The sequence below is a fragment of the Kaistella yonginensis genome (genome assembly GCF_030409525.1).
GTDB lineage: Bacteria > Bacteroidota > Bacteroidia > Flavobacteriales > Weeksellaceae > Kaistella > Kaistella yonginensis.
Map to the genome: position 1 here is coordinate 44671 of NZ_JAUFQB010000007.1, position 22044 is coordinate 66714.

The window sequence follows — 22044 nt, forward strand, 5'->3', positions numbered from 1 at the left end:
CATGAAAAACGTTGCCTTTATCATCAATCCGTTCTCGGCTAAGAAAAATTATCAGCCTTTTTTAGATTCGCTTAAAAAAAAGGTAGAAAATCCAAATTTCTATATCTCAGAATCTTTGGCTGGCACAGAAAACTTCATTAAAGAAAATTTTCTTACCACCGATATATTTGTTGCCATAGGCGGCGATGGCACTATTTCTTCTGTGGCAAAATCATTGATTAATTCAGGAAAAATACTGGGAATATTTCCGGCTGGCTCCGGAAATGGTTTTTCTAATGAAACCAATTTTACCAAAAACTTAGATGAACTTCTAACCAAAATAAAAGCCAATAAATACCGAGAAATCGATACCTTCAAAATAAATGACCGATTATCAATCAATGTCTCTGGAACCGGTTTTGATGGAAAAGTAGTCAAAGAATTTGAAAAAACGAACCGAGGCTTCGCAAATTATATTAAAACTTCGATATCCACTTTTTTTAGTTACCAGCCAATTCAAGTAGAATTTTCCGCCGATGAATTTAAAAAATATGATGGAGAATATTTAATGTTGAACATCGCCAATACCCGACAGTTTGGCAATAATGCGTATATCGCGCCCCATGCAAGTACGATTGATGGTTTGGCAGAAATCATTTTGGTGAAAAAGTTTCCGCTCATTTACGGAGCGATTTTCGCATTCAGAATGTTCACGAAAAGCTTAAAAGAAAATGCATTTGTCACATTTCTTTCGGTATCAGAAATAGAATTTACGGTAAACACTCATGATTGGCATTTGGACGGTGAATACAACGAAATCGCCTCACCAATACACCTCAAGGTATTGCCTAAAAGTTTGAAAATTCTGATCTGATTGTTTTATAAATTACAAAGCCACAAAGATTAAATCTAAAGTGTAAAGTTTTGATGATTAATATTTTCCGTAGATAATTTTAAAATCCTTAATTCCTTCATTAGAACTTAAGGATTAATTTTGAAATATAAAATTAAATGCTGTTTTTTTGATTGAACATACACTTCAGGCTTTTAACTCTTTTTCGGTAATAAATTAGGAGTCCTGCAAGCCTTTTTTGTAGGTTTCCAAAGCTCGTAATCTGGCAAATTTATGCTCAACAATAGGCTGTGGATAATTTATTGTTCCAAATTCTGCCACCCATTTTTTAATATATTTAAAGTCTGGATCAAATTTTCTTTGTTGTTCTTCTGGATTAAAAACCCTAAAATAAGGAGCCGAATCGCAACCTGTACCTGCGCTCCACTGCCAATTTCCATTATTCGCAGACAAATCGTAGTCCATCAACTTTTCTGCAAAATAGGCTTCGCCGATCCGCCAATCCATTAAAAGATGTTTGGTAAAAAAACTGGCACAGACCATTCGAACGCGGTTGTGCATGAAACCTGTTTCATTGAGTTCCCTCATTCCTGCATCCACAATGGGATAGCCGGTTTTTCCTTGTTGCCATTTTTGCAAAAAATCCTCGTCATACAACCATAAAATTTGGTCGTATTTTCTTTTAAATGATTCATGAACCACTTTGGGAAAATGAAATAGAATCTGCATAAAAAACTCCCGCCAAATTAATTCTTTCAAATAAGTTTCATTCAGTACGCTTGCTTCTACCACCAATTTTCGAATACTAATGGTTCCGAAACGTAGATGCACACTCATTTCTGAAGTTGGCGTGGTCGGAAAGTTTCGGGTTTCATGGTAGGTCTTTAAGATATCACGATCAATGATGGGCGTTTTAAATTGAAAATTTGTTTTTCTAAAACCTATTTTTTCTAAAGAAAATATGGGCTTTTCTGCCCCAATGAAATGATGAAGAAGTTTTTCACTGGGGTAAAATTCTACTTTTTCCGTGTTAAATTTGGCTAACCACTGTTTTGAATAGGGTGTATAAATAGTGTACGGTGTTGCGTCAGCTTTTAAAATATCATCTTTATGAAAAAGAACCTGATCTTTAAATGATTGAAATTGAATGTTTTTTTTGCTTAGAAAATCATTAATAGCTCGATCTCGTTGAATGGCAGAAGGCTCATAATCTTCATTACAAAAAACAGTTTTCAAGGAAAAATTTTCTGTAAGTTCCTGAAAAATATCCAAAGGTTTTCCGTGAAAAATCTGAATTGCTTTTCCGGATTTTGCCAAATATTGATTTAGAATTTCTAAAGTTTGTGCAATAAAGTCTACCCTTTTATCTTCTTTGTTTTCTAGTTTGGAAAGAATTTCGGTATCAAAAATAAAAATCGGCAAAACATTTTCCGACGAGGTTAAAGCTCTGAAAAGGCCGTGATTATCAGCTAATCTTAAATCCCGCCGAAACCAAAAAACACTAACTTCTTTAGGCATTATCAACCATTTTCAAAATTTCTTTTGGCTCTTCATTCCGTAAATTGGTGTAAACCGTATGATGAAAGGTATTGAGTTTTTTCAGAGAAGTCAACAAATCTTCTTTCTCTGTTTCACTCAATTTTCCACACATGATTTTAGAAACCATGGTAATATCTTTCATGGAATCCTGAAAAACTTTTTTTCCTTTTTTGGTCACCGAGATTCGGGTACTTCTCTTATCATCTTTATCTGGGCTTTCTTCAAACAATCCGTTGCGAACCAATCTTTTAATAATTTCAATTCCCGATTGTTTTTCATGGGCATTTTTTTCAATCAACTGCATTTTGGTTAAGGACGGATAATCCATCAACCTAAATAAATAGGTAAAATCTTCATTTATCAAATCGGGATGATTTTCCAAGGATTTTTTGATCAAATGTTTGGAGTATCTTCCTAACATAATCACTTGTTTGGCAATTTCGTTTTCCAGATCGAAAACCTCCAGATCATACTTATTCGTTAAATTTCTGGGCGTTTCCTGATGGTATGCTTTTTCGTTTAAATACAATCGAAAATCTTCTAAACTGGTTTGCGTACTTGGTTGCATTTTCTGAAAAGTATCCAGTTCTGTTAAGATATCTATGATTAAATTTAGTTCCATATTGATTAGTTTTTTACAATTTTATATTTCCCAAACCACCATCAACACCAATAATTTGTCCGGTCATCCAGGAACTTTTATTAGAGAGAAGAAACGCAGCTAACTGGGCACTGTCTTCCGGCAAACCAATTCTTTGCAAAGGATGTCTTTTCGCCGAGGCGACTCTTTTTTCTTCTGTTGAAAGCAGCTGAGCAGCGAGTGACGTATCTGAAAGAGAGGGTGCAATCACATTAACTCTAATATTTGCCGTAGCCAATTCTGCAGCCAAACTCTTGGCAAAACCTTCGATCGCTCCTTTACTGGCCGCAATTGAGGTATGAAATGGCATTCCTAATTTCACTGCAACCGTTGAAAATAAAACGATACTTGCTGATTTTGATTTTTTCAAAGCAGGTAAACATTTCTGAACAATTCTGATCGCGCCCATAAAATTCTGATTAAAATCTGCTAAAAAATCATTTTCACTCAGTCGATTAAAAGGCCTCAAATTGATCGAACCGGGACAAAAAACCAAGCCGTGCAATTCGTCTGGCAAAGATATTTGATTTAAATCATCTTTAGCAACATCTAATTCAAAAAATGCTGTTTCTAAACTTGTAAGCTCTGGCGTAACGTTTCTGGAAATTGTTAACAAATTTTCATCGACCAAAAGACGAGCAGTTTCCAAACCAATCCCCTTTCCTGCGCCTACAATTAATATATTACTCATTTTTTCTTGGATTTATTATTTAATTTTTTACATTTCTCACTACAATACTGAACACTTTCCCATTCTTTATTCCATTTTTTTCGCCATGAAAATGGTCTGTCACAGATCGGGCAAACCTTCTGCGGGAAATTTTCTTTTTTAGTATTTTTCAATAAAATTTAAGGTTTTGCATAAGGCAGCTGCGTTATAAACTCACTGCTATAATAAGCATCTAGTCCGCCGCTCAATAAAAGATCATCAGGTTTTACCAATCCATCTTCCGCCAATCTTGCTTGTGGAATATGCACCTTTACAATTTGACCAATAATGATGATGGTTGAATTAATTTCAATATTTAAAATTTGTTTTAATTTCATTTCAATTTTAATTGAAGCCTGCTGAACAAAAGGCGAAAAACAATTTGCTACATATTCTGGTGTAAAACCAGTTGCTTCAAATTCAGACTGGTTTTTCGCATATCTGGCTGAAGTTTGATGGGCCTCTTTTACAAATTTTTTATCGAGAAAATTAATAGTGTAGCTTTCAGATTCTTTGATGTTTCTTAATGTATCACGCTCCACAGAATTTGGTCGGGAAAGCAAGCCAAATAGTGGCGGATGCGCTCCTAAATGAATCAATGAATTAAAAATTGCCAAATTTTCGTGACCATCTTTAGATTTTGTACCAATCATCGCAACCTGCCTAATTCCAGCCAAAGAGTTAATTAATTTGGTACGGAATAGCTTTTCAGTTTCCATAATGGTTTCCAGACTGATCGCCAAAATTTCTTCTTCTTCCATCTACCTTTTGCTTATTTTATTGTGAGAAATCGTTCTTTGCCGCGTACTTTTAAATCTACTTATTTCATCACTTCGTTTATACAAATGTTTCTGACTTACGCTCGAATTCACACGTGTTCTCCATAACTTGAATGAACTTCTTTTCAATTCTGTGCGCATTAAAACGACCACATCTTTTTCTGCCAGACCAAACTGATAGAAAATCGCTTCAAAAGGCGTTCGGTCTTCCCACGCCATTTCTATAATACGGTCGAGCTTTGCGAGGGTTATATTCAATTTTTTGCGAAATTTTTATAATTATTAATGACAATATGATTCGCTTGAATATCGTGCATCAGATTGTATAAGCCAAAAAAAGTTCGGTTCATATAGATAAAATGTCGCGAGCCACGATTTGCATTTCTCCCTTTAATTTGCGTATTTTTCGCATATTTCTGTCCGAGATCTGCAATGGCTTCAAAGAATTTACCATCCGAGAAATCAAAATTTTCTTGTTGAAAAGGAGTCGTAAATAAATACAACAATTCATAGAAAATTTGTGTGAAAAATTCCTTCTCTTCCAAAGAATCGTCTGGTCTGATAATTTCTAAATCCAATAATTTTTGATCGAAAAAGTCTTTGTTTTCTAAATTTTCACGCAAAGCCAATTCGAAATAAGGAATATAAAAATCCTCCGGAATCGCCTTCATACAACCGAAATCGATGGCGATTAATGTTCCTTCCTTCGAAACCAGAAAGTTCCCCGGATGCGGATCTGCATGTACTTTTCTTAACTGATGAATTTGGAACATATAAAAATCCCACAATGCTTGACCCACTTGATTGGCTAATTTCGGATCTTTATTTTCCGCACAAAACGTAGATAGATGTTTTCCGTGCATCCAATCCATGGTGATGATCCGGTCATTGGAATATTCAGGATAGTAATCGGGAAAAACTAGATTTGGTAGTGATTCACAACTTTTACGAATTTCTAAACTTTGATTAATTTCTAAAATATAATCGGTCTCTTCCAAGAGCTTATCTTCAACTTCTTTAAAGTATTGGTCAGAGTTTTTTCCTTTAATGTTAAACATCTTCATGGCAATTGGTTTTACCATCGCTAAATCGGAAGAGATCGAATCCGAAACTCCCGGATACTGAATTTTCACTGCCAACTCTTTACCATCTTTCAGCGCTTTATGCACTTGTCCGATGCTTGCAGCATTGGTAGAATCCGGTTCGAAATGGTCAAAAAGCTCACTGGGTTTCTTTCCAAAATAGGTTTTAAAGATCTTGGCTACCAAAGGTGCTGATAATGGCGGAACCTGAAACTGCGATAAAGAAAACTTCTCCACATATGCGGCTGGCAGAATGTTTTTTTCCATGCTGAGCATTTGGGCAACTTTTAGTGCGCTACCCTTCAGCTCTTTCAACCCATCATAAATATCGGCTGCATTGCTGCTATTGAGATTTTCTTTGGCTTCTTCTTCTGTTTTGGTGATTTTTTCACCATAATATTTTAAGTAGTTGACACCAACTTTAGCACCGGTAGAAATTAATTTACTGGCGCGCTGGATTTTACTGGTTGGTATTTTATCTAATGTTTTCATGTACTGCTTTTTACTTTTTCATTAAAGAGAAATTTACCCAAATCAATGAGTTTTTTTAGAGGTTTGATTTCAAAAATTTCAAAACTGGTATCGACTGACTTCTCTATAAAAATATCGGTTTTCTCAAAATTTGGACTGGTATCTTCCAGCCAGAATTTAAGAGTGGCCATAAAATGTCCCCAGTATAATTCTTCGATGCCCTTGTTTTTTAGTCGTTCAATCTTCACCATGTTTTCAGTCTGACTCTCCATTAAAGGTTCAGAAATTGCTAAAGATTTTATAAACAACTGGAATTCTTTTTTTAAAGACCATAATTTCTTTACGTTTTCAAGATTATTTTTATCCGAACCAATCAGATAAGTAACCAAACTTCTGTTTAGGGTTAATTGTTCAAAAAAAGTAAAATAGAATGAAAGCAATTGGGTTTTCGCATGAGCTTCAAAATAAGATTCTTCTTCACTAATAAGCATTACCGTTTGCTTCATAAAGTATTTAAGATAGTCGGCCTCTAATTGCTCAAAGTTCGCATAGAAAGCATAAAATTCTGATTCAACAATTTCATGATCGTCACAAAAAGTAAATACATTCAGTGGTTTTTTATTATTTCGTAAGACATACTTAGAATAAATTTCTAAGATTTTTTCCTGAGTTAAGTCTGTATTTTTCATATCTTCATTTAAATTAAAGTACAAATTTAGTAAAAATATTTTCTATTTTAAAAATAAAAGTATACTTTTGTTCTATTATTAATTCAAATGAAGAAAGTTATAATTATTGGTTCAGGTTTTTCAGCGATTGCAGCTGCTTGTTATATGGCTAAGGCAGGCTATTCAGTGCAAGTTTTAGAAAAAAACGAGCAGCTCGGCGGTCGTGCTTCAATATTGGAAATTGATGGTTTTAAATTCGACATGGGCCCAAGTTGGTATTGGATGCCGGATATTTTCGAACGCTTTTTCGCAGATTTTGGCAAAAAAGTGTCTGAATATTATGAATTAAAAAAATTATCACCTGGCTATCGGGTTATTTTCGGCAAAGATGATTACATCGATATTTCTGATGAGCCTGAAAAAATAATCGAAAAATTTGAGGAAATAGAACCTGGGAGCGGAAAGCACTTGCGAAAATTCATGGAAAACTCCCGTAAGAATTATGAAATTGCCATGAAAGATTTGGTTTACAATCCAGGAAAATCACTACTGGAACTGGTAAATCTTGAAACGGCGGCACGCTTAAATCTCTTCGTTCAAAATATATCACAAACGGTACGCCGAAACATTAAAAATCCAAAACTCCAAAGTATTTTAGAATTCCCTGTTCTTTTTTTAGGAGCAAAACCACAAAATACACCCGCGTTTTACAATTTTATGAATCACGCCGATTTCGGATTAGGAACTTGGTATCCAAAAGGCGGCTTTAATGCTGTAGCGATGGGAATGGTAAAGCTTGCCAAAGAATTAGGCGTAGAATTCTACCTCAATCAAAATGTAGTAAAAATTCAAACTGAAAACAATCAGGCAACCAGAGTAATTACTGAGCATGGATTTTTCGATACCGATTTGGTTATTTCTGGAGCGGATTACGCACACACCGAAAAATTATTAAAGCCCGACGAAAAAAATTATAGTGCTGAATATTGGCAAAAGAAAGTATTCGCGCCATCATCTTTTTTATACTATGTTGCGTTTGATAAAAAAGTACCAGAACTTCAACATCATAATTTATTCTTCGATACCGATTTCGGACAACACGCAGTAGATATTTATGATGAACCAAAACTACCAAAAAAACCTTTGTTTTACGCCAATTTTTCCTCAAAAACAGATTTAGACTTATGTCCGGACGGAAAAGAAGTCGGTTTTTTCCTCATACCAGTAGCGGTTGATTTGGAAGACAATCAAGAGATACACGATCGATATTTTGAATTAATTATGGATCGTATTGAAAAAAACATTGGAGTAGATTTACGAAGTTCCATCCTTTTCAAAAAAAGTTTTGGCGTGCAGGATTTCAAAGAACGGTATAACTCTTGTCGTGGTAATGCTTACGGCTTAGCCAATACGTTATTGCAGACGTCGATTTTGAGACCAAGCATCAGCAATAAAAAAATAAAAAATCTTTTTTACACTGGTCAGTTGACCGTTCCCGGACCTGGCGTTCCGCCTGCCTTGATCTCTGGAAAAGTAGTAACAGATTATATTCTTAAACATGAAAACACCCTATTCACCCATGAATAATTTAGAGATATTTAACTCATTTTGCGGACAATCTTCCAAAATGGTTACCGAAAAATACAGTACTTCTTTCTACAAAGCAGCCTCACTTTTTCAACCCGAAATTCGGCAGCACATTTACAATATCTACGGATTTGTGCGTTTAGCAGATGAGATTGTTGATACTTTTCATGATTACGATAAAGTAAAACTCATGTCGGATTTCGAACGAAATTATAAAGAGTCCCAAGAATATGGCATTTCTTTAAACCCCATTTTACATTCATTTTGCTTGACCCAGCGCGAGAAAAATATTCCACAGGACTTGGTTGATGCTTTTTTACATTCTATGAAAATGGATTTGGGTGAAATTAAAGATTTGAATGATGAAAAGTACAATGAGTATATTTACGGCTCCGCAGAAGTGGTTGGTTTGATGTGTCTTAAAGTCTTTGTTAATGGAAATAATGCAGAATACGAACGGTTAAAACCCTACGCCCAAAGTTTAGGGGCTGCGTTTCAAAAAATTAATTTCTTGCGCGACATCAGCGCTGATTTTGTCGATTTAAACCGAACGTATTTTCCAGGCGTTGATTTTAAGAATTTTTCTTCGGCTGATAAAATCGAAATTGAAAAAGATATCGCCAAAGATTTTGCACATGCAAAACTCGGGATTAAAATATTGCCTATCTCTAGCAAATTAGCCGTTTTTATGGCGTATAAATATTACTATAATTTGTTTAAAAAGATTAGAAAGACGAAACCAGAATTATTATTAACCAAAAGAATACGCGTTTCAAATGCAAGAAAAATGTATCTTTTCGGTGAAATGGTTTTGAATAAAAATTTGAATTTACTGTGATGAACAGACTGCTTTTACTTTTAATAATGTTAATCAGCCAACTGATGAGTTCTCAAAATTTAAAAGAATTCCGAACGCTTTTGCAAACAGGTGAGCAATCTGAGAAATCTGCAAAAACATTAATTAAAAAATCGAATACGGCTTATAAATCCACGCAAGAACCTATCTACGCGGGATTTTTAGCGGTTGGTAATTTTTTTATGGCAAAACATGCGTTTAATCCGATAAAGAAAATGTCCTATTTTAATGAAGGAAAAGAACTTATGGAAACGGCTTTACAATCAGATCCTAAAAATTTGGAAATTAGATTAATGCGTTTGATAACACAAGAAAACGCTCCGGCAATTCTCGGTTACAATAAGCAAATTAAAGAAGATCGCAGCTATTTGACCAAGGAATACAAAAATACAGCAGATAACGATTTAAAAATCTACATTAAAGAGTACTTAAAATTATAAAATGGAAATAATAGGATATATTTTTTTAACGCTGGTCATCGTGGTTTCAATGGAAGGCGTGACCTGGCTCACCCACAAATACATTATGCATGGATTAGGTTGGTATCTGCATGAAGATCATCATCAACCGGGTTATCCACATGTATTTGAAAAAAACGATGCATTTTTTGTCGTTTTCGCAATTCCCAGTATTTTACTTTTTTACTTTGGAACGCGTGGCGAAGTCAACTGGATGTTTTTCGTGGGTCTGGGAATTTTAATTTACGGAATCAGTTATTTTCTTGTTCATGATGTTTTAATTCACCGGCGATTCAAATGGTTTGATAAAACCAATAATTGGTATTTTCGTGGATTAAGAAAAGCACATAAAATGCATCACAAACATCTAGGAAAAGAACATGGCGAATGTTTCGGAATGCTTTTCGTGCCGTTGCATTACTTCAAAGAAGCCCGATTATCAACCTTAAAAAAATAAATTTTGCAGTCTTATTACTATTTACTTTTAGATGTTTTCAGCTTTTTAATTCCGTTTATCTACAGTTTTGAAAAGAAAAGAATGCATTTCATTCAACACTGGAAAGCGTATTTTACCTCGATTATGGTGGTGGGAATTTTCTTTATTTTATGGGACAGCTATTTTGCCTACCAAGGTGTTTGGTCATTCAACGATCAATATTTAATCGGTTTTCGAATTCTGAAATTGCCTATTGAAGAATGGCTTTTCTTTTTACTGATTCCGTATGCGAGTATTTTTATTCACTATTCATTACAATATTTCTTTCCCAAAATCGCCTTATCATCGGCGGTCACAAAATGGATTTCTTATGTTCTATTTATCATTGGTTTACTGTTGACCATTTTTAACTACGATAAATTATACACCTTCGTTTGTTTGGGATTATTTACATTATTAATGTTATCTCAGATTATTTTTGAATGGAAATATGCGCAAAGATTTTACTTAAGTTTCATCATTATTTTCATTCCTTTTTTCTTCGTCAATTCTGCATTAACCGGTAGTTATTCCGATTTGCCTGTTGTTTCGTATGATAACACCCAAAATCTTGGAATTAGAATGGGAACTATTCCGATTGAAGACAGCTTTTATTGCTTTGCGCTGCTCTACTCGATTACGCTCTTATTCGAATATTTAAAAACCAAAAAATATTTCCGTTCCACCTATGAAAATTAAGCTCACCAAACAATCTGGTATTTACACTTTGACTTCCGAGCAAATCTTACCAATTTCCCTAGAAAAAGCTTGGGAATTTTTTACTTTGCCAACCAATTTAGATAAAATAACGCCAAAAGAAATGGAGTTTCGGATTACCAATAATCCGCCCAACAAAACCTACAAAGGGCAAATTATAACGTATAAAATTGGCATTTTACCCATGATTAAATCAAATTGGATTACGGAAATTACCCACTTAGAACACCAAAAGTTTTTTGTAGATGAACAACGGTTTGGACCCTACGCGATGTGGCATCACGAACATCATTTCGAAGAACTTAATGATGGAAAAGTTTTGATGACCGACCTTGTTAATTTTAAATTGCCCATGGGAATTTTGGGAGATTTTTTTGCTGGTAAATTCGTAACCAATAAAGTGAAATTTATTTTTGAAAGCCGGTTTGAAATTTTAGAAAAAGCACTGATCTCATGAAAATATTACTTACAGGAGCAACCGGTTATATCGGCAAAAGACTTCTCATTCAATTATTAGAAGAAGGGCATCATGTGGTTTGTTCGGTAAGAGATCAAAACCGTTTCAGTCTTCGGTTGTTTAAAGAAAGACTGACTCAAATTGAAGTCATTGAAAATGATTTTTTAGAGGAATCGACTCTAAATAATATTCCGAAAGATATTGATGCAGCCTATTATTTAATTCATTCTATGTCTTCCAGCGAAGGAGATTTCCAGGAAAAGGAAAAAATTTCAGCAGAAAATTTCCGAAAAGCTTTAGAAAAAACAGCAGTAAAACAAGTCATTTTTCTTACAGGAATTATTAATGAAGAAAAGCTTTCAAAACATTTACAATCGCGTAAAAATGTTGAAAAAGCCCTAAAAAGTTCTGTTTACAGCCTCACCAGTCTTCGTGCCGGCATCATCGTGGGCTCAGGCAGCGCCTCTTTTGAAATCATTCGCGATTTGGTCGAAAAATTACCGGTGATGATTACCCCAAAATGGCTAAATACCAAATGTCAGCCAATTGCCATTCGGAATGTTATGCAGTTTTTGGTGGGCGTTTTAGGCCAAGAATTCACCTACAATCAAAATTATGATATTGCCGGAACCGATATTGTAACGTACAAACAAATGCTATTGCAGTACGCAGAAATCCGCGGATTGAAACGACATATTTTCATTGTTCCGGTGATGACTCCGCAGTTGTCTTCTTATTGGTTATATTTCGTTACCTCGACCAGTTATTTTCTGGCAAAAAATCTGGTGCACAGTATGAAAATTGATGTGGTCGCCAACGAAAATAATTTGGCTGAACAGTTAGATATTCATCTTTTTTCTTATCATGAGGCGATCAACCAGGCTTTTGATAAAATCAAACAGAATGACGTTTTATCGAGTTGGTTTGATTCTTTTAGCAATCAGTTTCACAGTCGACAAGTTTGGCAATATTTGGAAGTTCCAGAGGAAGGCTGTTTCAAAGACATTCGCGAGGAAAAAGTGGACGATGAAGAAAAAGCATTTGACCGTGTTTTTAGCATTGGAGGTAAAACAGGTTGGTATTACGCTGATTTTCTTTGGCGAATTCGTGGTTTTCTTGATAAACTGTTCGGTGGCGTAGGTTTACGCAGAGGCAGAAGAAATCTAAACAATTTGGAAGCTGGCGATTCTGTGGATTTTTGGCGTGTACTTTATGCAAATCGCGAGGAAAAACGTTTGCTACTATTTGCCGAGATGAAACTTCCAGGTGAAGCTTGGTTAGCGTTTAAAATCAAAGATGGGTTTTTACATCAGGAAGCTACTTTTCGTCCGCTGGGCTTATCAGGAAGATTATATTGGTATTCGGTTTTACCGTTTCATGGCTTAATATTTAACGGAATGCTCAAAAAACTGGCGGGGAAATAATCTAAAATCAAAATAATAATAATAATAGCCGTGGTTCAATAAAAAAGCTCACCACTAAAATAGTGATGAGCATCTGAAAAAGAATAGATTTCTCTTTCATCATTGGTGTAAGGTGTATTAATATTTAGCAAATCTACCCATTCCTTTCTTCAATGAACTAAACATTTGTTTATATTTTTATTTATCATACTGTTTTGCTCGAATTCTCGACAAATGAACGGGCGAAATATTCAAGCGAGATGCAATATGTTTTAGAGGTACTACATGTAAATACCGTAGATAATCACTTTCTATCAATTTATAATTTTCAGTAGCATCATTAAAATGCAACATATGAGATAATTTCATCGTATACTGAAGAATCTCTTCCAAAATTAAAACGCCAATGATACACCAATCGTGATAAGCCAAATAAAGATTTAAAAGATCTTCCCGTTCAATAAAATACACCATAGAATCTTCATACAAATGAATGTCTACATTACTGATCTCTCCAGTTTTGAAGGTATAAAATTCCGTAAGAAGAGACATTTCTGGTTCGATCCACATTGACTTTTCGTTTCCTTTTTCATCTACACAATAGCATCTTGTGATTGACTTTTCAGCAATAAAAATTTTTTGGCATTTTTCCCCTTTTTTAGCAATTAAACTTCCTGCTTTACATTCCATCAACTGAAATTTATCGATCCCTTTTTCCAAAACTTTTAAATCAAAATCAGGTTTATAAGACAAAAATTTTTGTCGGAGTTTTTCTTTAAATTTTGTTTTTTCCATTTTTTTTCTCATTTTATTCTCATTTTATTCGACAGCCACTGAATCATCACCACGCCCGTCTGCAACTGCAGTTGCATTTCCTTCGTCGTCAATAACGATTAATTCTATTCTGCCGATTTGTGCAGTTTTTTGTATTTTGTAATTTTTCTTTTCTAAGGCTACAATCGTGGTATCTGGAAAATCTTTTTCCACCAAAACAGAATCTGGCAACCATTGATGATGAAATTTGGGAGAATTTACAGACCTGTTCGGACTTAAATTAAAATCAATAATATTTACAATCGATTGATAGACTGAGGTCGGGATTGTTGTTCCACCTGGAGTTCCCACAATGATATATGGTTTTCCTTTTTTCAAGACGATAGTTGGCGTCATTGAACTCAGCATTCTTTTTCCGGGCTGAATGGCATTGGCTTCACCACCCACGGCACCAAACATATTGGGAACACCAGGCTTTACCGAAAAATCATCCATTTCATTATTTAGGAAAAACCCGGCACCAGAAACCACGACTTTACTTCCGTAGAGCCCATTTAGAGTGGTGGTTACCGCCACGGCGTTGCCTTCTTTATCGATAATTGAAATATGCGTTGTTTCTGTTGATTCTTTTGGTTGTGGAATTATTTTTCCAACTTCAGCACTCGGTGTTGCCTGATTAAAACTAAAAGTTCGCCATCTTTTTGTTAAATATTCTTCAGAGATGAGCATGTGCGTAGGATCACTTATAAATTTGGGATCACCCATATATTCGGCACGATCTGCAAAAGCACGGCGTTCTGCTTCCACCATTACCTGTACGGCTTCGGTAGAATTTTGCTGGTAATCCTCCATTTTTTGAAAAGAGCTCATGGTCAACATTTGTGCAAGAAGAATTCCACCGCTGGAAGGCAATGGCATCGACACGATTTCATTTCCTTTATAATCGAAAACAATAGGGTTTCGTTGTTCAACTTTGTAATTTTTCAAGTCGTTTAGGCTGATAATTCCTTTTCCAAGTTTCATTTCTTTGGTAATGAGTTCCGCAGTTTCACCTTCATAGAAACCTTTTGCTCCATGTTTTTGAATAAGTTTTAAAGTTTGAGCCAGTTCTTTTTGAATTAATAGATCGCCTTGTTTCCAGGGAATATCTTTTTGAAAAACCGTTTTAGTGCTATTGTGCTTATCAAAATACCTCTTTTCGCTGTTGAGTAAATTCGCTTCTCTTTGGGTAATGCTAAAACCTTGTTCTGCTAAATCGATTGCGGGTTGAATCAATTTTTCCATGGGAAGTTTTGCATATTTTAAAGTAGCGAATAAACCTGCTACAGAACCGGGAATACCGACTGCTAATCTGCCATTTTGTGAAAGATCCGTATTCGCATTGCCATTGTTATCGAGATACATATTTTTACTTGCTTTTTCCGGCGCGGTTTCGCGATAATCAAGGGTGAATTTTTCGCCAGTATTTTTTACACCAACCAAAAACCCACCGCCGCCTATATTCCCAGCTTGCGGATAAACAACTGCCAGCGCATATTGCGTAGCGATTACAGCATCGTAAGCATTGCCACCCATTTTCATAATCTTCGCGCCGACTTCACTGGCTAAAGGATGCGCCGATACGACCAATCCTTTGTCTTTGGTTTGGATTTCTTTTACAATATTAATATCGGTGAACTGCGAAAAAGCCAATTGGGAAATAACAAACGAAAGCAAGAGCAGTTTTTTCATTTTTCAAAGATTTTCACCAAAAATAAGAAAATCCCCATCAAATACGATTATTTTAAGATAAATCCTGCGCTGCGCCCCGACTTGAACGGAGCTCTTTTTTCTTGTGGGGTGGACTTGAGCCTAGGAAAAAGAAAAAAAGCGGGAGTGGAAGGCGGATAAAGGCGCCCAAAAAAAAGCAGAAATAAATTCAGTCTTCTATTTTTTATGATAGTCGATTTTGCTAAATTTGTGCGAAATCTAAAATTAAAATATGGAATCCCACACGGAAAAAATACTCATTACCGGTGCGCTCGGCCAAATTGGAACCGAATTAACCAATAAATTAGTTGAACTATATGGCGCAGAAAATGTAGTCGCCTCGGGACTTGATCGGTGGGATAAAAACCTTACTTCGGCAGGATTTTATGAAAGAATGGATGTGACCAATACGCAATTGGTTCGCCAAGTGATTACAGATTACGAGATTACCACCGTCTATCATCTTGCGTCGCTCCTTTCTGGAACTTCTGAAAAACAACCGCTTTTTGCCTGGAAACTGAATATTGAACCGCTGCTTCACTTTTGCGAGATGGCAAAGGAAGGGTTGCTTCAGAAAATTTTCTGGCCGAGTTCTATTGCTGTTTTTGGAAAAGGGCTTCCGAAAGAAAATGTGGGACAAGACGTGGTTTTGAATCCAACGACTGTGTATGGAATTTCGAAAATGGCGGGTGAGAAATGGTGCGAATATTATCATTCTAAATTTGGTGTAGACGTGAGAAGCATTCGGTATCCGGGTTTAATTTCGTGGAAAACTCCCGCAGGTGGTGGCACCACAGATTATGCGGTTGAAATTTTCTATGAAGCCGTAGAGGAAGGAAAATACACCAGTTTTATATCTGAAAATACAGGAATGCCGATGTTGTATATGAGTGACGCTATTAAAGCAACACTGGATTTAATGGCGGCTCCAAAAGAAAGCTTAACCGTTCACACTGCCTATAATTTAGGTGGAATGTCTTTCACCCCAAAAGAGCTGGCGGAAGAAATCAAGAAAGAAATGCCTGATTTCACCATTGATTACCAACCGGATTTCCGGCAGCAAATTGCAGATTCCTGGCCTGCCTCTATTGATGATTCTGTGGCCAAAAAAGATTGGGGACTTTCTTATGAATATGGGATTACCGAAATGACAAAAGATATGCTGAAAAACCTTAAAGTGAAACTCGCAAAAAATTAATGTCATCGTATAAAATTAAAGTCTGCAAAATCAATGGAAATACCTCCGCTGATTTTGCAGATTTTTTTTATATTTCCGCCAAAATATACTAGGAACAAATGATTTTAATAACCTTTAATATTATCAATCCAGAGCGGGCATATAAAAATGTTGGTACATTTAATGAGAAACAACTTTTGGAAATTACGATTCAGAATACCAAAGCGATTTTGAGAAGTTTGGAAAGCAAAGAAATTCTGGGAACTTTTTTTATTGAAATTTCGCTCGTTTCACAATTAGAAAAATTGATTAAGAAAATAATAAATGAAGGTCACGAAATCTCTTTTTATAACATTGATTCTACTTTAGAGGAAATAGACTCTTTGAAAAAAAATACTGAAGCTCTGATTGGCAAGCAAATTCGCGGAATTAGGATAAAAGAAAATGCCTTTGATTTAAGTGAACTTCACCGTCTAAGATTCAATTATGTTTCGCTAATTGAAGATACCGCTTTGATTTTTCCTTTTAAAAGATTTGAACGAAAAGCCCCTTTTCGTGAACAAAATGGCTTGAGTATTCTCCACGAAAGCATTTCCAGATATTCCCAAATCCCTTACAACGATTTGGTTTTTCAGCTTCTTCCCCTTTCCTATTATGAAAGTATGGTGATTGAAACCATTAAAAAAGATGAGTTTGTTTTATTTTACCTGAATTCTTGGCAGTTTACCGATTTTGAAAACAATTCGTTTGAAATTCAATTTTATAAAAAATACAATTCGGGTAAGAAATTACATGATAAACTGGAAGCATTTTTAAGTTGGATGAATGAAAATGAATTGGCATCGGCACGAATAAAAGATTTTGCATTTTAAAAAATGAAGAATGAAATTGTATTATTATCTCTACAGCGTTTGCAGCATTATCGTATCTAATAAATAATTTTATACCTAATTTGTTGCCTATTTCTTTTATATTCGTTACATTTGGTTACGTTTAACCAAATTATTAGTATTATGAAAAAACTTTTATTTATTGTCAGTTTGGCAGCTTTTCCTTTAACTGCGACTGCGCAAACGCTTCTGGATGAAAATTTCCAGTCAGGTAGTATTCCCGCCACATGGACGGTCCAACAAACCAATGCCTTGGAAACTTGGCATGTTGAAGATCCCTTATTAGGAACCGATTTAAAAGCGACGGTGAATTATGATGCCACACCGGCAGCACAAGATGAAATGCTAATCACTCCTACTTTAGATCTAACCGGAGCTTCTAGCTATACCTTGAAAGCACAGATTGGTTTAAGTTATTATTGGTCTGTAACTCCTGAAAACAATTACGATGTTTTCATAAAAGTTTCTATCGACAATGGCACAACGTGGACTCAGGTCTGGTCAGAAAATGATTTAGGCGTGTTTACCAATTGGGTTATGAATCCTGTATCTGTAAATTTAAATTCTTACGCGGGAAACCCCAACGTGAAAATTGCATTTCAATATGTAGGTAATGATGGGGCTGCACTGTATTTAGACAACGTGAATGTGTCTGTTCCGCCAAGTACGCCACCAAATTGCGCCACCCAAGTTGCTCCTGCAAACGCAGCAACAGGCGTAAACTATACCGCCCCAATCGCTCTATCATGGACCGCTCCATCTGCAGGTTCACAAGTTGATAGTTATGATGTGTTTTTGGGAACTTCTGCCAATCCTACTACGTTATTAGGAAATGTAAATGGACTTACGATTAATGCAACCGGACTTATGGCTTCAACCACTTATTATTGGAAAGTAGTATCTAAAAATGCTGCTGGTTCAGCAACAGGTTGTAGCGAATTTATGTTTACCACTTCTGCAAATCCTTTCGCACCTTATTGCGGTCCACTACCATTCAGCAGTAGTGTTGAACCGATTACCTTGGTCAATTTTGCAGGAATTAATAATACAACTTCGGCAACTCTCGGTGGAGCAGGTCACGAAAACTTTACCACAATCACGGGAACTGTTGCCCAAGGCAGCTCTTATCCTATTACCTTGAAAGGAAATACAGATGGACCATTTACCAATCGATTCGTTGTATTTATAGACTGGAATCAAAATGGAGTGTTGAATGATGCAGGAGAAATCTATCAAATTGCACAAACAATTGTAGGATCTACAGGAGTAGATGCAATACAAGCGACTGAAACTCTTGTAGTACCTGCGGGTGCAACATTAGGAAACACCAGAATGAGAGTTAAGAAATTATTTGGAACTACCAATGCTGCTGACCCATGTCTTGGAGCTAGCTTTGGACAAGCTGAAGATTATACCTTAAATGTAACTTCATTAGGCGTTTCTAATGTTAATAAATCACAAGTGAAGGTATATCCTAATCCAGTGGTGGATGTTCTAAACATCGATGCGGACTCTAAAGTAAGCAACGTTCAAGTATTTGATCTTTCTGGAAAAGCGGTGTCTTCATTTGATTTGAACCAAGTGAGAAACCAAGTGAACCTTAGCAAACTGGCTCCTGGAGTTTATGTTGTTAATATTCAAACAGAAAAAGGAATTCAATCGGTAAAAATTGTTAAAAAATAATTCTTATTAATTTCAATATTAAGAAGGTCTGCAAAAATGCAGACCTTTTTTTGGTCTAAATTTTTAGCTGATTTAGCAATCAGAACCAGTAAAAAAATCTACTTTTGTACCATGCGAAGTCTATTTATTCTAATTCGCCGCTCCATCAAACGGTCTTTTGATAATATTCATAATGAAAAACTGAAACACAATCTGTTGCAGGCAGTACCCTTTTGGATTGGCTCATTTATTACCGGAGTCTTCGCTGTTTTCTACGCGCAATTGTTTCAATGGGGAGAAAATCTAATGCATGCCATGATGAATTGGCACAGCTGGGTAATTTTCATCGTCGCTCCTATGGCTTTCGTTGCATCTTGGTGGTTGGTCAAAAGATTTGCGCCCTATGCCAAAGGAAGTGGAATCCCGCAAGTCATGGCGGCTGTAGAATTGGCAAATCCTAGAGAACATCATAAAATATCACTCTTACTAAGTATAAAAATTATTTTATTTAAAGTTATTTCGTCCATAATTTTAGTAATTGGTGGTGGCGCTGTAGGTCGAGAAGGTCCAACGATTCAAATTGCTGGCTCGGTTTTTAGAAAAGTAAATGAATACCTGCCCGATTGGTGGCCCAAGATTTCAAAGAAAAACATGATTATGACCGGCGCCGCCGCCGGACTTTCTGCTGCCTTTAACACCCCGCTTGGCGGAATTGTATTTGCGGTAGAAGAACTTTCAAAAACACATATTAATTATTTCAAAACCGCCTTATTTACGGCAGTCATCATTGCAGGCCTCACGGCTCAAACTTTTGCAGGATCCTATTTATATCTCGGCTACCCAAAAACCAGTGATATTAGCATGATGATTATATTTCCCGTGATTTTAACCTCCGCGGTTTCGGGAATTTTCGCCAGCCAGTTATCCCGAATAATGATTGGAATTAGCAATTGGAAAAAAAGACTTAAAACAGATCGTTCCAATATTATCTTTTTAGTTATCTCCGCTTTAATCATCGCGTCTCTGGCCTATTTCGTCAACCAAGAAATCTTAGGATCTGGAAAAGGAATTATGGAAAGAGTGCTCTTCACCGACAATAAAAACGAAGCGTGGTATATGCCTTTCTTTAGAATGATCGGTCCTGCCTTGGCATTTACCTCGGGCGGTGCAGGTGGTATTTTTGCCCCAGCCTTAGCCGCAGGAGCCAGTTTAGGTTCCGTGATTTCGGGATGGATTAATTTATCACCCCACGAAACGAATGTGGTGATTTTAACAGGAATGGTCGCCTTTCTCACCGGAATTACGCGCGCGCCCTTCACCTCGTCCATCATTGTTTTGGAAATGACCGACCGCCACAGTTTGATTTTTTATCTCATGTTAGCCGGCATGGTTTCCTCATTAATTTCTGTGCTGGTAAGCAAACACTCTTTATACGACCAGTTAAAAGTACTCTATCTGGATGAATTGCGGAAATAAGGAGCAACACCCTCCTTTCTTATTCAAGCACTTATGTCTCTCTATAATTTGTACAAATTAGTACTTCACTTAAAATCCCAAAAGTTTGCCGGTGAAAAAATTCAACATTTTTTCAACTTCCTCATATTTATTTTCTTGTTCTTTAATATCTGTCAGTTTGGGTAAATGCTTGGCGAAATAGATATGATCATTAGACATCTCGAACAAACTGCTGGCAAGTGCATACGGATATTTAAATTTCGGGTCAATTTCTAAAATAACTTCTGCAACGGTGGTGATCAACTCTTTGTAATTTTTGAAGAAACCTTTTCCATTTTCCTCATCGACATCTTTCGTTTTGTAGGCTTTCGTTCCTTCTGCAATTACGATATTATGTAAAATATTTTCGTCGATATACTCTGTATTCACATTGTCCTCTGAGGCAGATACAAACGATTGAATGATTATTTCAAGCTTCTTTTTTGGATCGGTAATATTCATGGTGTTTCGCTGAATGAGATACTCCACCCAAACCCAGTACCAGGATACTAAATAGGTAAGCAATGATTTTTTATTTTCAAAATAGCGATAAACGGAGGCTTCCGTTGATCCAATTTCTTGTGCCAGTTTTTTAAAATTAAAGGCTTCAAAACCCAATTGATCAATCAACAATATTCCGTGTTGAATAATTTTTCTGCCTAGTGCAGAGTCCTGCGGATCTTTTAAATAAATTCCTTCGTTCAAAGATATTTTAATTTCTATCGCCATTTTATTTTATTATAAATCAAAGCTAAACAATATAAAATGAAATAAAAATACTATCATTAAAAATTTTACTTTTTTTAATAATAGTATTACTATCATTTAAAAAATTATTTATATATTTGGCACATTAAATAAAAATATAAATGCTATAATTTTCGATAGAGATTCTAATACTCAGTGATTCATTCCTATCATTTCAGCAGCAGAATTAGTAGAATAGAGACCTTAATATATACTTAACTCAGATTTAAAAAATCAAAACGATGAAAACACAATCACAAGAAACGCAAAAAAATCTAACTCCAGAATTAGCTTATTCAATTTTAAAAGAAGGAAATCTGCGCTTTGTAAATAACCTGAAAGCAAATAGAAATCTTTTAGAACAAGTGAACGAAACCAGCAACGGCCAATTTCCTTTTGCCACCATACTTAGTTGTATGGATTCCCGAACCTCCGCAGAACTCATTTTTGATCAAGGCCTTGGTGATATTTTTAGCATTAGAATCGCAGGGAATGTATTAAATGACGATGTTTTGGGCAGCATGGAATTTGGAACTAAGGTGGTAGGAACCAAGATCATCCTTGTTTTAGGACATACTGGATGTGGAGCAATTGTTGGCGCATGTAATGCGGTGAAAATGGGGAAACTCACTCAACTTTTGAATAAAATAAAACCTGCAATTGATCAAGAAGTTCAGACTGAAGTCGACAGAACGGGCAGCAACAGTCAATTTGTAGAACGTGTAACAACCAATAACATCAAGATGGTGATGGAACAGATAAAAAATGAAAGCCCAATCATCGCAGAATTAGAAGCACAGAAACAATTAAAGATTGTGGGTGGACTTTATGACGTGAAAAGCGGAGAAGTTACTTTCTACTAATTGATACCTCATTCA

At 35.7% G+C, this 22044-nt stretch carries 24 protein-coding genes; 13 read left to right on the forward strand and 11 right to left on the reverse strand.

Annotated features, from left to right (window positions below):
* Nucleotide 1: 1 nt before the first annotated feature.
* Nucleotides 2–853: a diacylglycerol/lipid kinase family protein gene (locus QWY78_RS02385; protein WP_290216211.1), complete on the forward strand. Its 852-nt coding sequence runs from the start codon at nt 2–4 to the stop codon at nt 851–853.
* Between the two features lie 195 nt (nt 854–1048).
* Here the strand turns inward: QWY78_RS02385 and QWY78_RS02390 are convergent, their stop codons facing one another.
* Genes QWY78_RS02390 through QWY78_RS02425 form a run of 8 tightly spaced genes read right to left on the reverse strand, consistent with a single transcriptional unit; the run spans nt 1049 to nt 6741 of the window.
* Nucleotides 1049–2350, reverse strand: a complete 1302-nt coding sequence (locus QWY78_RS02390; protein WP_290216212.1) for a cryptochrome/photolyase family protein — start codon at nt 2348–2350, stop codon at nt 1049–1051.
* Entirely contained in the window at nt 2343–2993 is a 651-nt protein-coding gene (locus tag QWY78_RS02395) for a MarR family winged helix-turn-helix transcriptional regulator (protein ID WP_290216214.1), read from the reverse strand. Before QWY78_RS02395 ends, QWY78_RS02390 begins: the two co-directional genes overlap by 8 nt.
* Nucleotides 2994–3006: 13 nt before the next feature.
* Nucleotides 3007–3702, reverse strand: coding sequence for an SDR family NAD(P)-dependent oxidoreductase (locus QWY78_RS02400; RefSeq protein ID WP_290216216.1), 696 nt, complete (start codon nt 3700–3702; stop codon nt 3007–3009).
* On the reverse strand, nt 3699–3854 hold the full coding sequence (locus QWY78_RS02405) for a DUF2256 domain-containing protein (protein WP_290216218.1): 156 nt from the start codon (nt 3852–3854) through the stop codon (nt 3699–3701). The genes QWY78_RS02400 and QWY78_RS02405 overlap by 4 nt, the downstream gene beginning before the upstream one ends.
* A 6-nt stretch (nt 3855–3860) precedes the next feature.
* Nucleotides 3861–4481, reverse strand: a complete 621-nt coding sequence (locus QWY78_RS02410; RefSeq protein ID WP_290216220.1) for a flavin reductase family protein — start codon at nt 4479–4481, stop codon at nt 3861–3863.
* Nucleotides 4482–4718: a TIGR03643 family protein gene (locus QWY78_RS02415; protein WP_435389039.1), complete on the reverse strand. Its 237-nt coding sequence runs from the start codon at nt 4716–4718 to the stop codon at nt 4482–4484.
* Between the two features lie 35 nt (nt 4719–4753).
* Nucleotides 4754–6073 (reverse strand): ABC1 kinase family protein, encoded by a 1320-nt coding sequence (locus QWY78_RS02420; RefSeq protein WP_290216224.1) that lies wholly within the window; start codon nt 6071–6073, stop codon nt 4754–4756.
* Entirely contained in the window at nt 6070–6741 is a 672-nt protein-coding gene (locus QWY78_RS02425) for a TetR family transcriptional regulator C-terminal domain-containing protein (RefSeq protein WP_290216226.1), read from the reverse strand. Before QWY78_RS02425 ends, QWY78_RS02420 begins: the two co-directional genes overlap by 4 nt.
* Nucleotides 6742–6828: 87 nt before the next feature.
* On the opposite strand from QWY78_RS02425, the gene crtID reads away from it, so the two are divergent.
* The 7 genes from crtID to QWY78_RS02460 are packed head-to-tail and all read left to right on the forward strand — an operon-like array spanning nt 6829 to nt 12694.
* Complete coding sequence (gene crtID / locus QWY78_RS02430; protein ID WP_290216228.1) at nt 6829–8307, forward strand: bifunctional phytoene desaturase/3,4-desaturase; 1479 nt, start codon at nt 6829–6831, stop codon at nt 8305–8307.
* Complete coding sequence (locus tag QWY78_RS02435; protein ID WP_290216230.1) at nt 8279–9145, forward strand: phytoene/squalene synthase family protein; 867 nt, start codon at nt 8279–8281, stop codon at nt 9143–9145. Before crtID ends, QWY78_RS02435 begins: the two co-directional genes overlap by 29 nt.
* Nucleotides 9145–9603, forward strand: coding sequence for a hypothetical protein (locus QWY78_RS02440; RefSeq protein ID WP_290216232.1), 459 nt, complete (start codon nt 9145–9147; stop codon nt 9601–9603). The genes QWY78_RS02435 and QWY78_RS02440 overlap by 1 nt, the downstream gene beginning before the upstream one ends.
* Nucleotide 9604: 1 nt before the next feature.
* Nucleotides 9605–10078, forward strand: a complete 474-nt coding sequence (locus QWY78_RS02445) for a sterol desaturase family protein (protein WP_290216234.1) — start codon at nt 9605–9607, stop codon at nt 10076–10078.
* Between the two features lie 3 nt (nt 10079–10081).
* Nucleotides 10082–10795 (forward strand): lycopene cyclase domain-containing protein, encoded by a 714-nt coding sequence (locus tag QWY78_RS02450; RefSeq protein ID WP_290216236.1) that lies wholly within the window; start codon nt 10082–10084, stop codon nt 10793–10795.
* Nucleotides 10785–11270, forward strand: coding sequence for an SRPBCC family protein (locus tag QWY78_RS02455; protein ID WP_290216238.1), 486 nt, complete (start codon nt 10785–10787; stop codon nt 11268–11270). Before QWY78_RS02450 ends, QWY78_RS02455 begins: the two co-directional genes overlap by 11 nt.
* Nucleotides 11267–12694: an SDR family oxidoreductase gene (locus tag QWY78_RS02460; protein ID WP_290216240.1), complete on the forward strand. Its 1428-nt coding sequence runs from the start codon at nt 11267–11269 to the stop codon at nt 12692–12694. Before QWY78_RS02455 ends, QWY78_RS02460 begins: the two co-directional genes overlap by 4 nt.
* Nucleotides 12695–12871: 177 nt before the next feature.
* Here the strand turns inward: QWY78_RS02460 and QWY78_RS02465 are convergent, their stop codons facing one another.
* Nucleotides 12872–13480, reverse strand: a complete 609-nt coding sequence (locus QWY78_RS02465; protein WP_290216242.1) for a Crp/Fnr family transcriptional regulator — start codon at nt 13478–13480, stop codon at nt 12872–12874.
* 12 nt (nt 13481–13492) lie between these two features.
* Entirely contained in the window at nt 13493–15178 is a 1686-nt protein-coding gene (gene ggt, locus QWY78_RS02470; protein ID WP_290216245.1) for a gamma-glutamyltransferase, read from the reverse strand.
* A 250-nt stretch (nt 15179–15428) separates the two neighbouring features.
* On the opposite strand from ggt, the gene QWY78_RS02475 reads away from it, so the two are divergent.
* The 4 genes from QWY78_RS02475 to QWY78_RS02490 all read left to right on the forward strand — a co-directional run bounded on the left by QWY78_RS02475 (nt 15429) and on the right by QWY78_RS02490 (nt 20401).
* Nucleotides 15429–16394, forward strand: a complete 966-nt coding sequence (locus QWY78_RS02475; protein ID WP_290216247.1) for an NAD-dependent epimerase/dehydratase family protein — start codon at nt 15429–15431, stop codon at nt 16392–16394.
* 98 nt (nt 16395–16492) lie between these two features.
* Nucleotides 16493–17245, forward strand: coding sequence for a polysaccharide deacetylase family protein (locus tag QWY78_RS02480; RefSeq protein ID WP_290216248.1), 753 nt, complete (start codon nt 16493–16495; stop codon nt 17243–17245).
* Between the two features lie 141 nt (nt 17246–17386).
* Nucleotides 17387–18946: a GEVED domain-containing protein gene (locus QWY78_RS02485; protein WP_290216250.1), complete on the forward strand. Its 1560-nt coding sequence runs from the start codon at nt 17387–17389 to the stop codon at nt 18944–18946.
* A gap of 111 nt (nt 18947–19057) precedes the next feature.
* A complete protein-coding gene (locus QWY78_RS02490) occupies nt 19058–20401 on the forward strand; it encodes a chloride channel protein (RefSeq protein WP_290216486.1) in 1344 nt (447 codons plus the stop codon).
* 69 nt (nt 20402–20470) lie between these two features.
* Here the strand turns inward: QWY78_RS02490 and QWY78_RS02495 are convergent, their stop codons facing one another.
* On the reverse strand, nt 20471–21148 hold the full coding sequence (locus QWY78_RS02495) for a TetR/AcrR family transcriptional regulator (RefSeq protein WP_290216252.1): 678 nt from the start codon (nt 21146–21148) through the stop codon (nt 20471–20473).
* A gap of 260 nt (nt 21149–21408) precedes the next feature.
* On the opposite strand from QWY78_RS02495, the gene QWY78_RS02500 reads away from it, so the two are divergent.
* On the forward strand, nt 21409–22029 hold the full coding sequence (locus QWY78_RS02500) for a carbonic anhydrase family protein (RefSeq protein WP_290216253.1): 621 nt from the start codon (nt 21409–21411) through the stop codon (nt 22027–22029).
* The last annotated feature ends 15 nt before the right edge of the window (nt 22030–22044 follow it).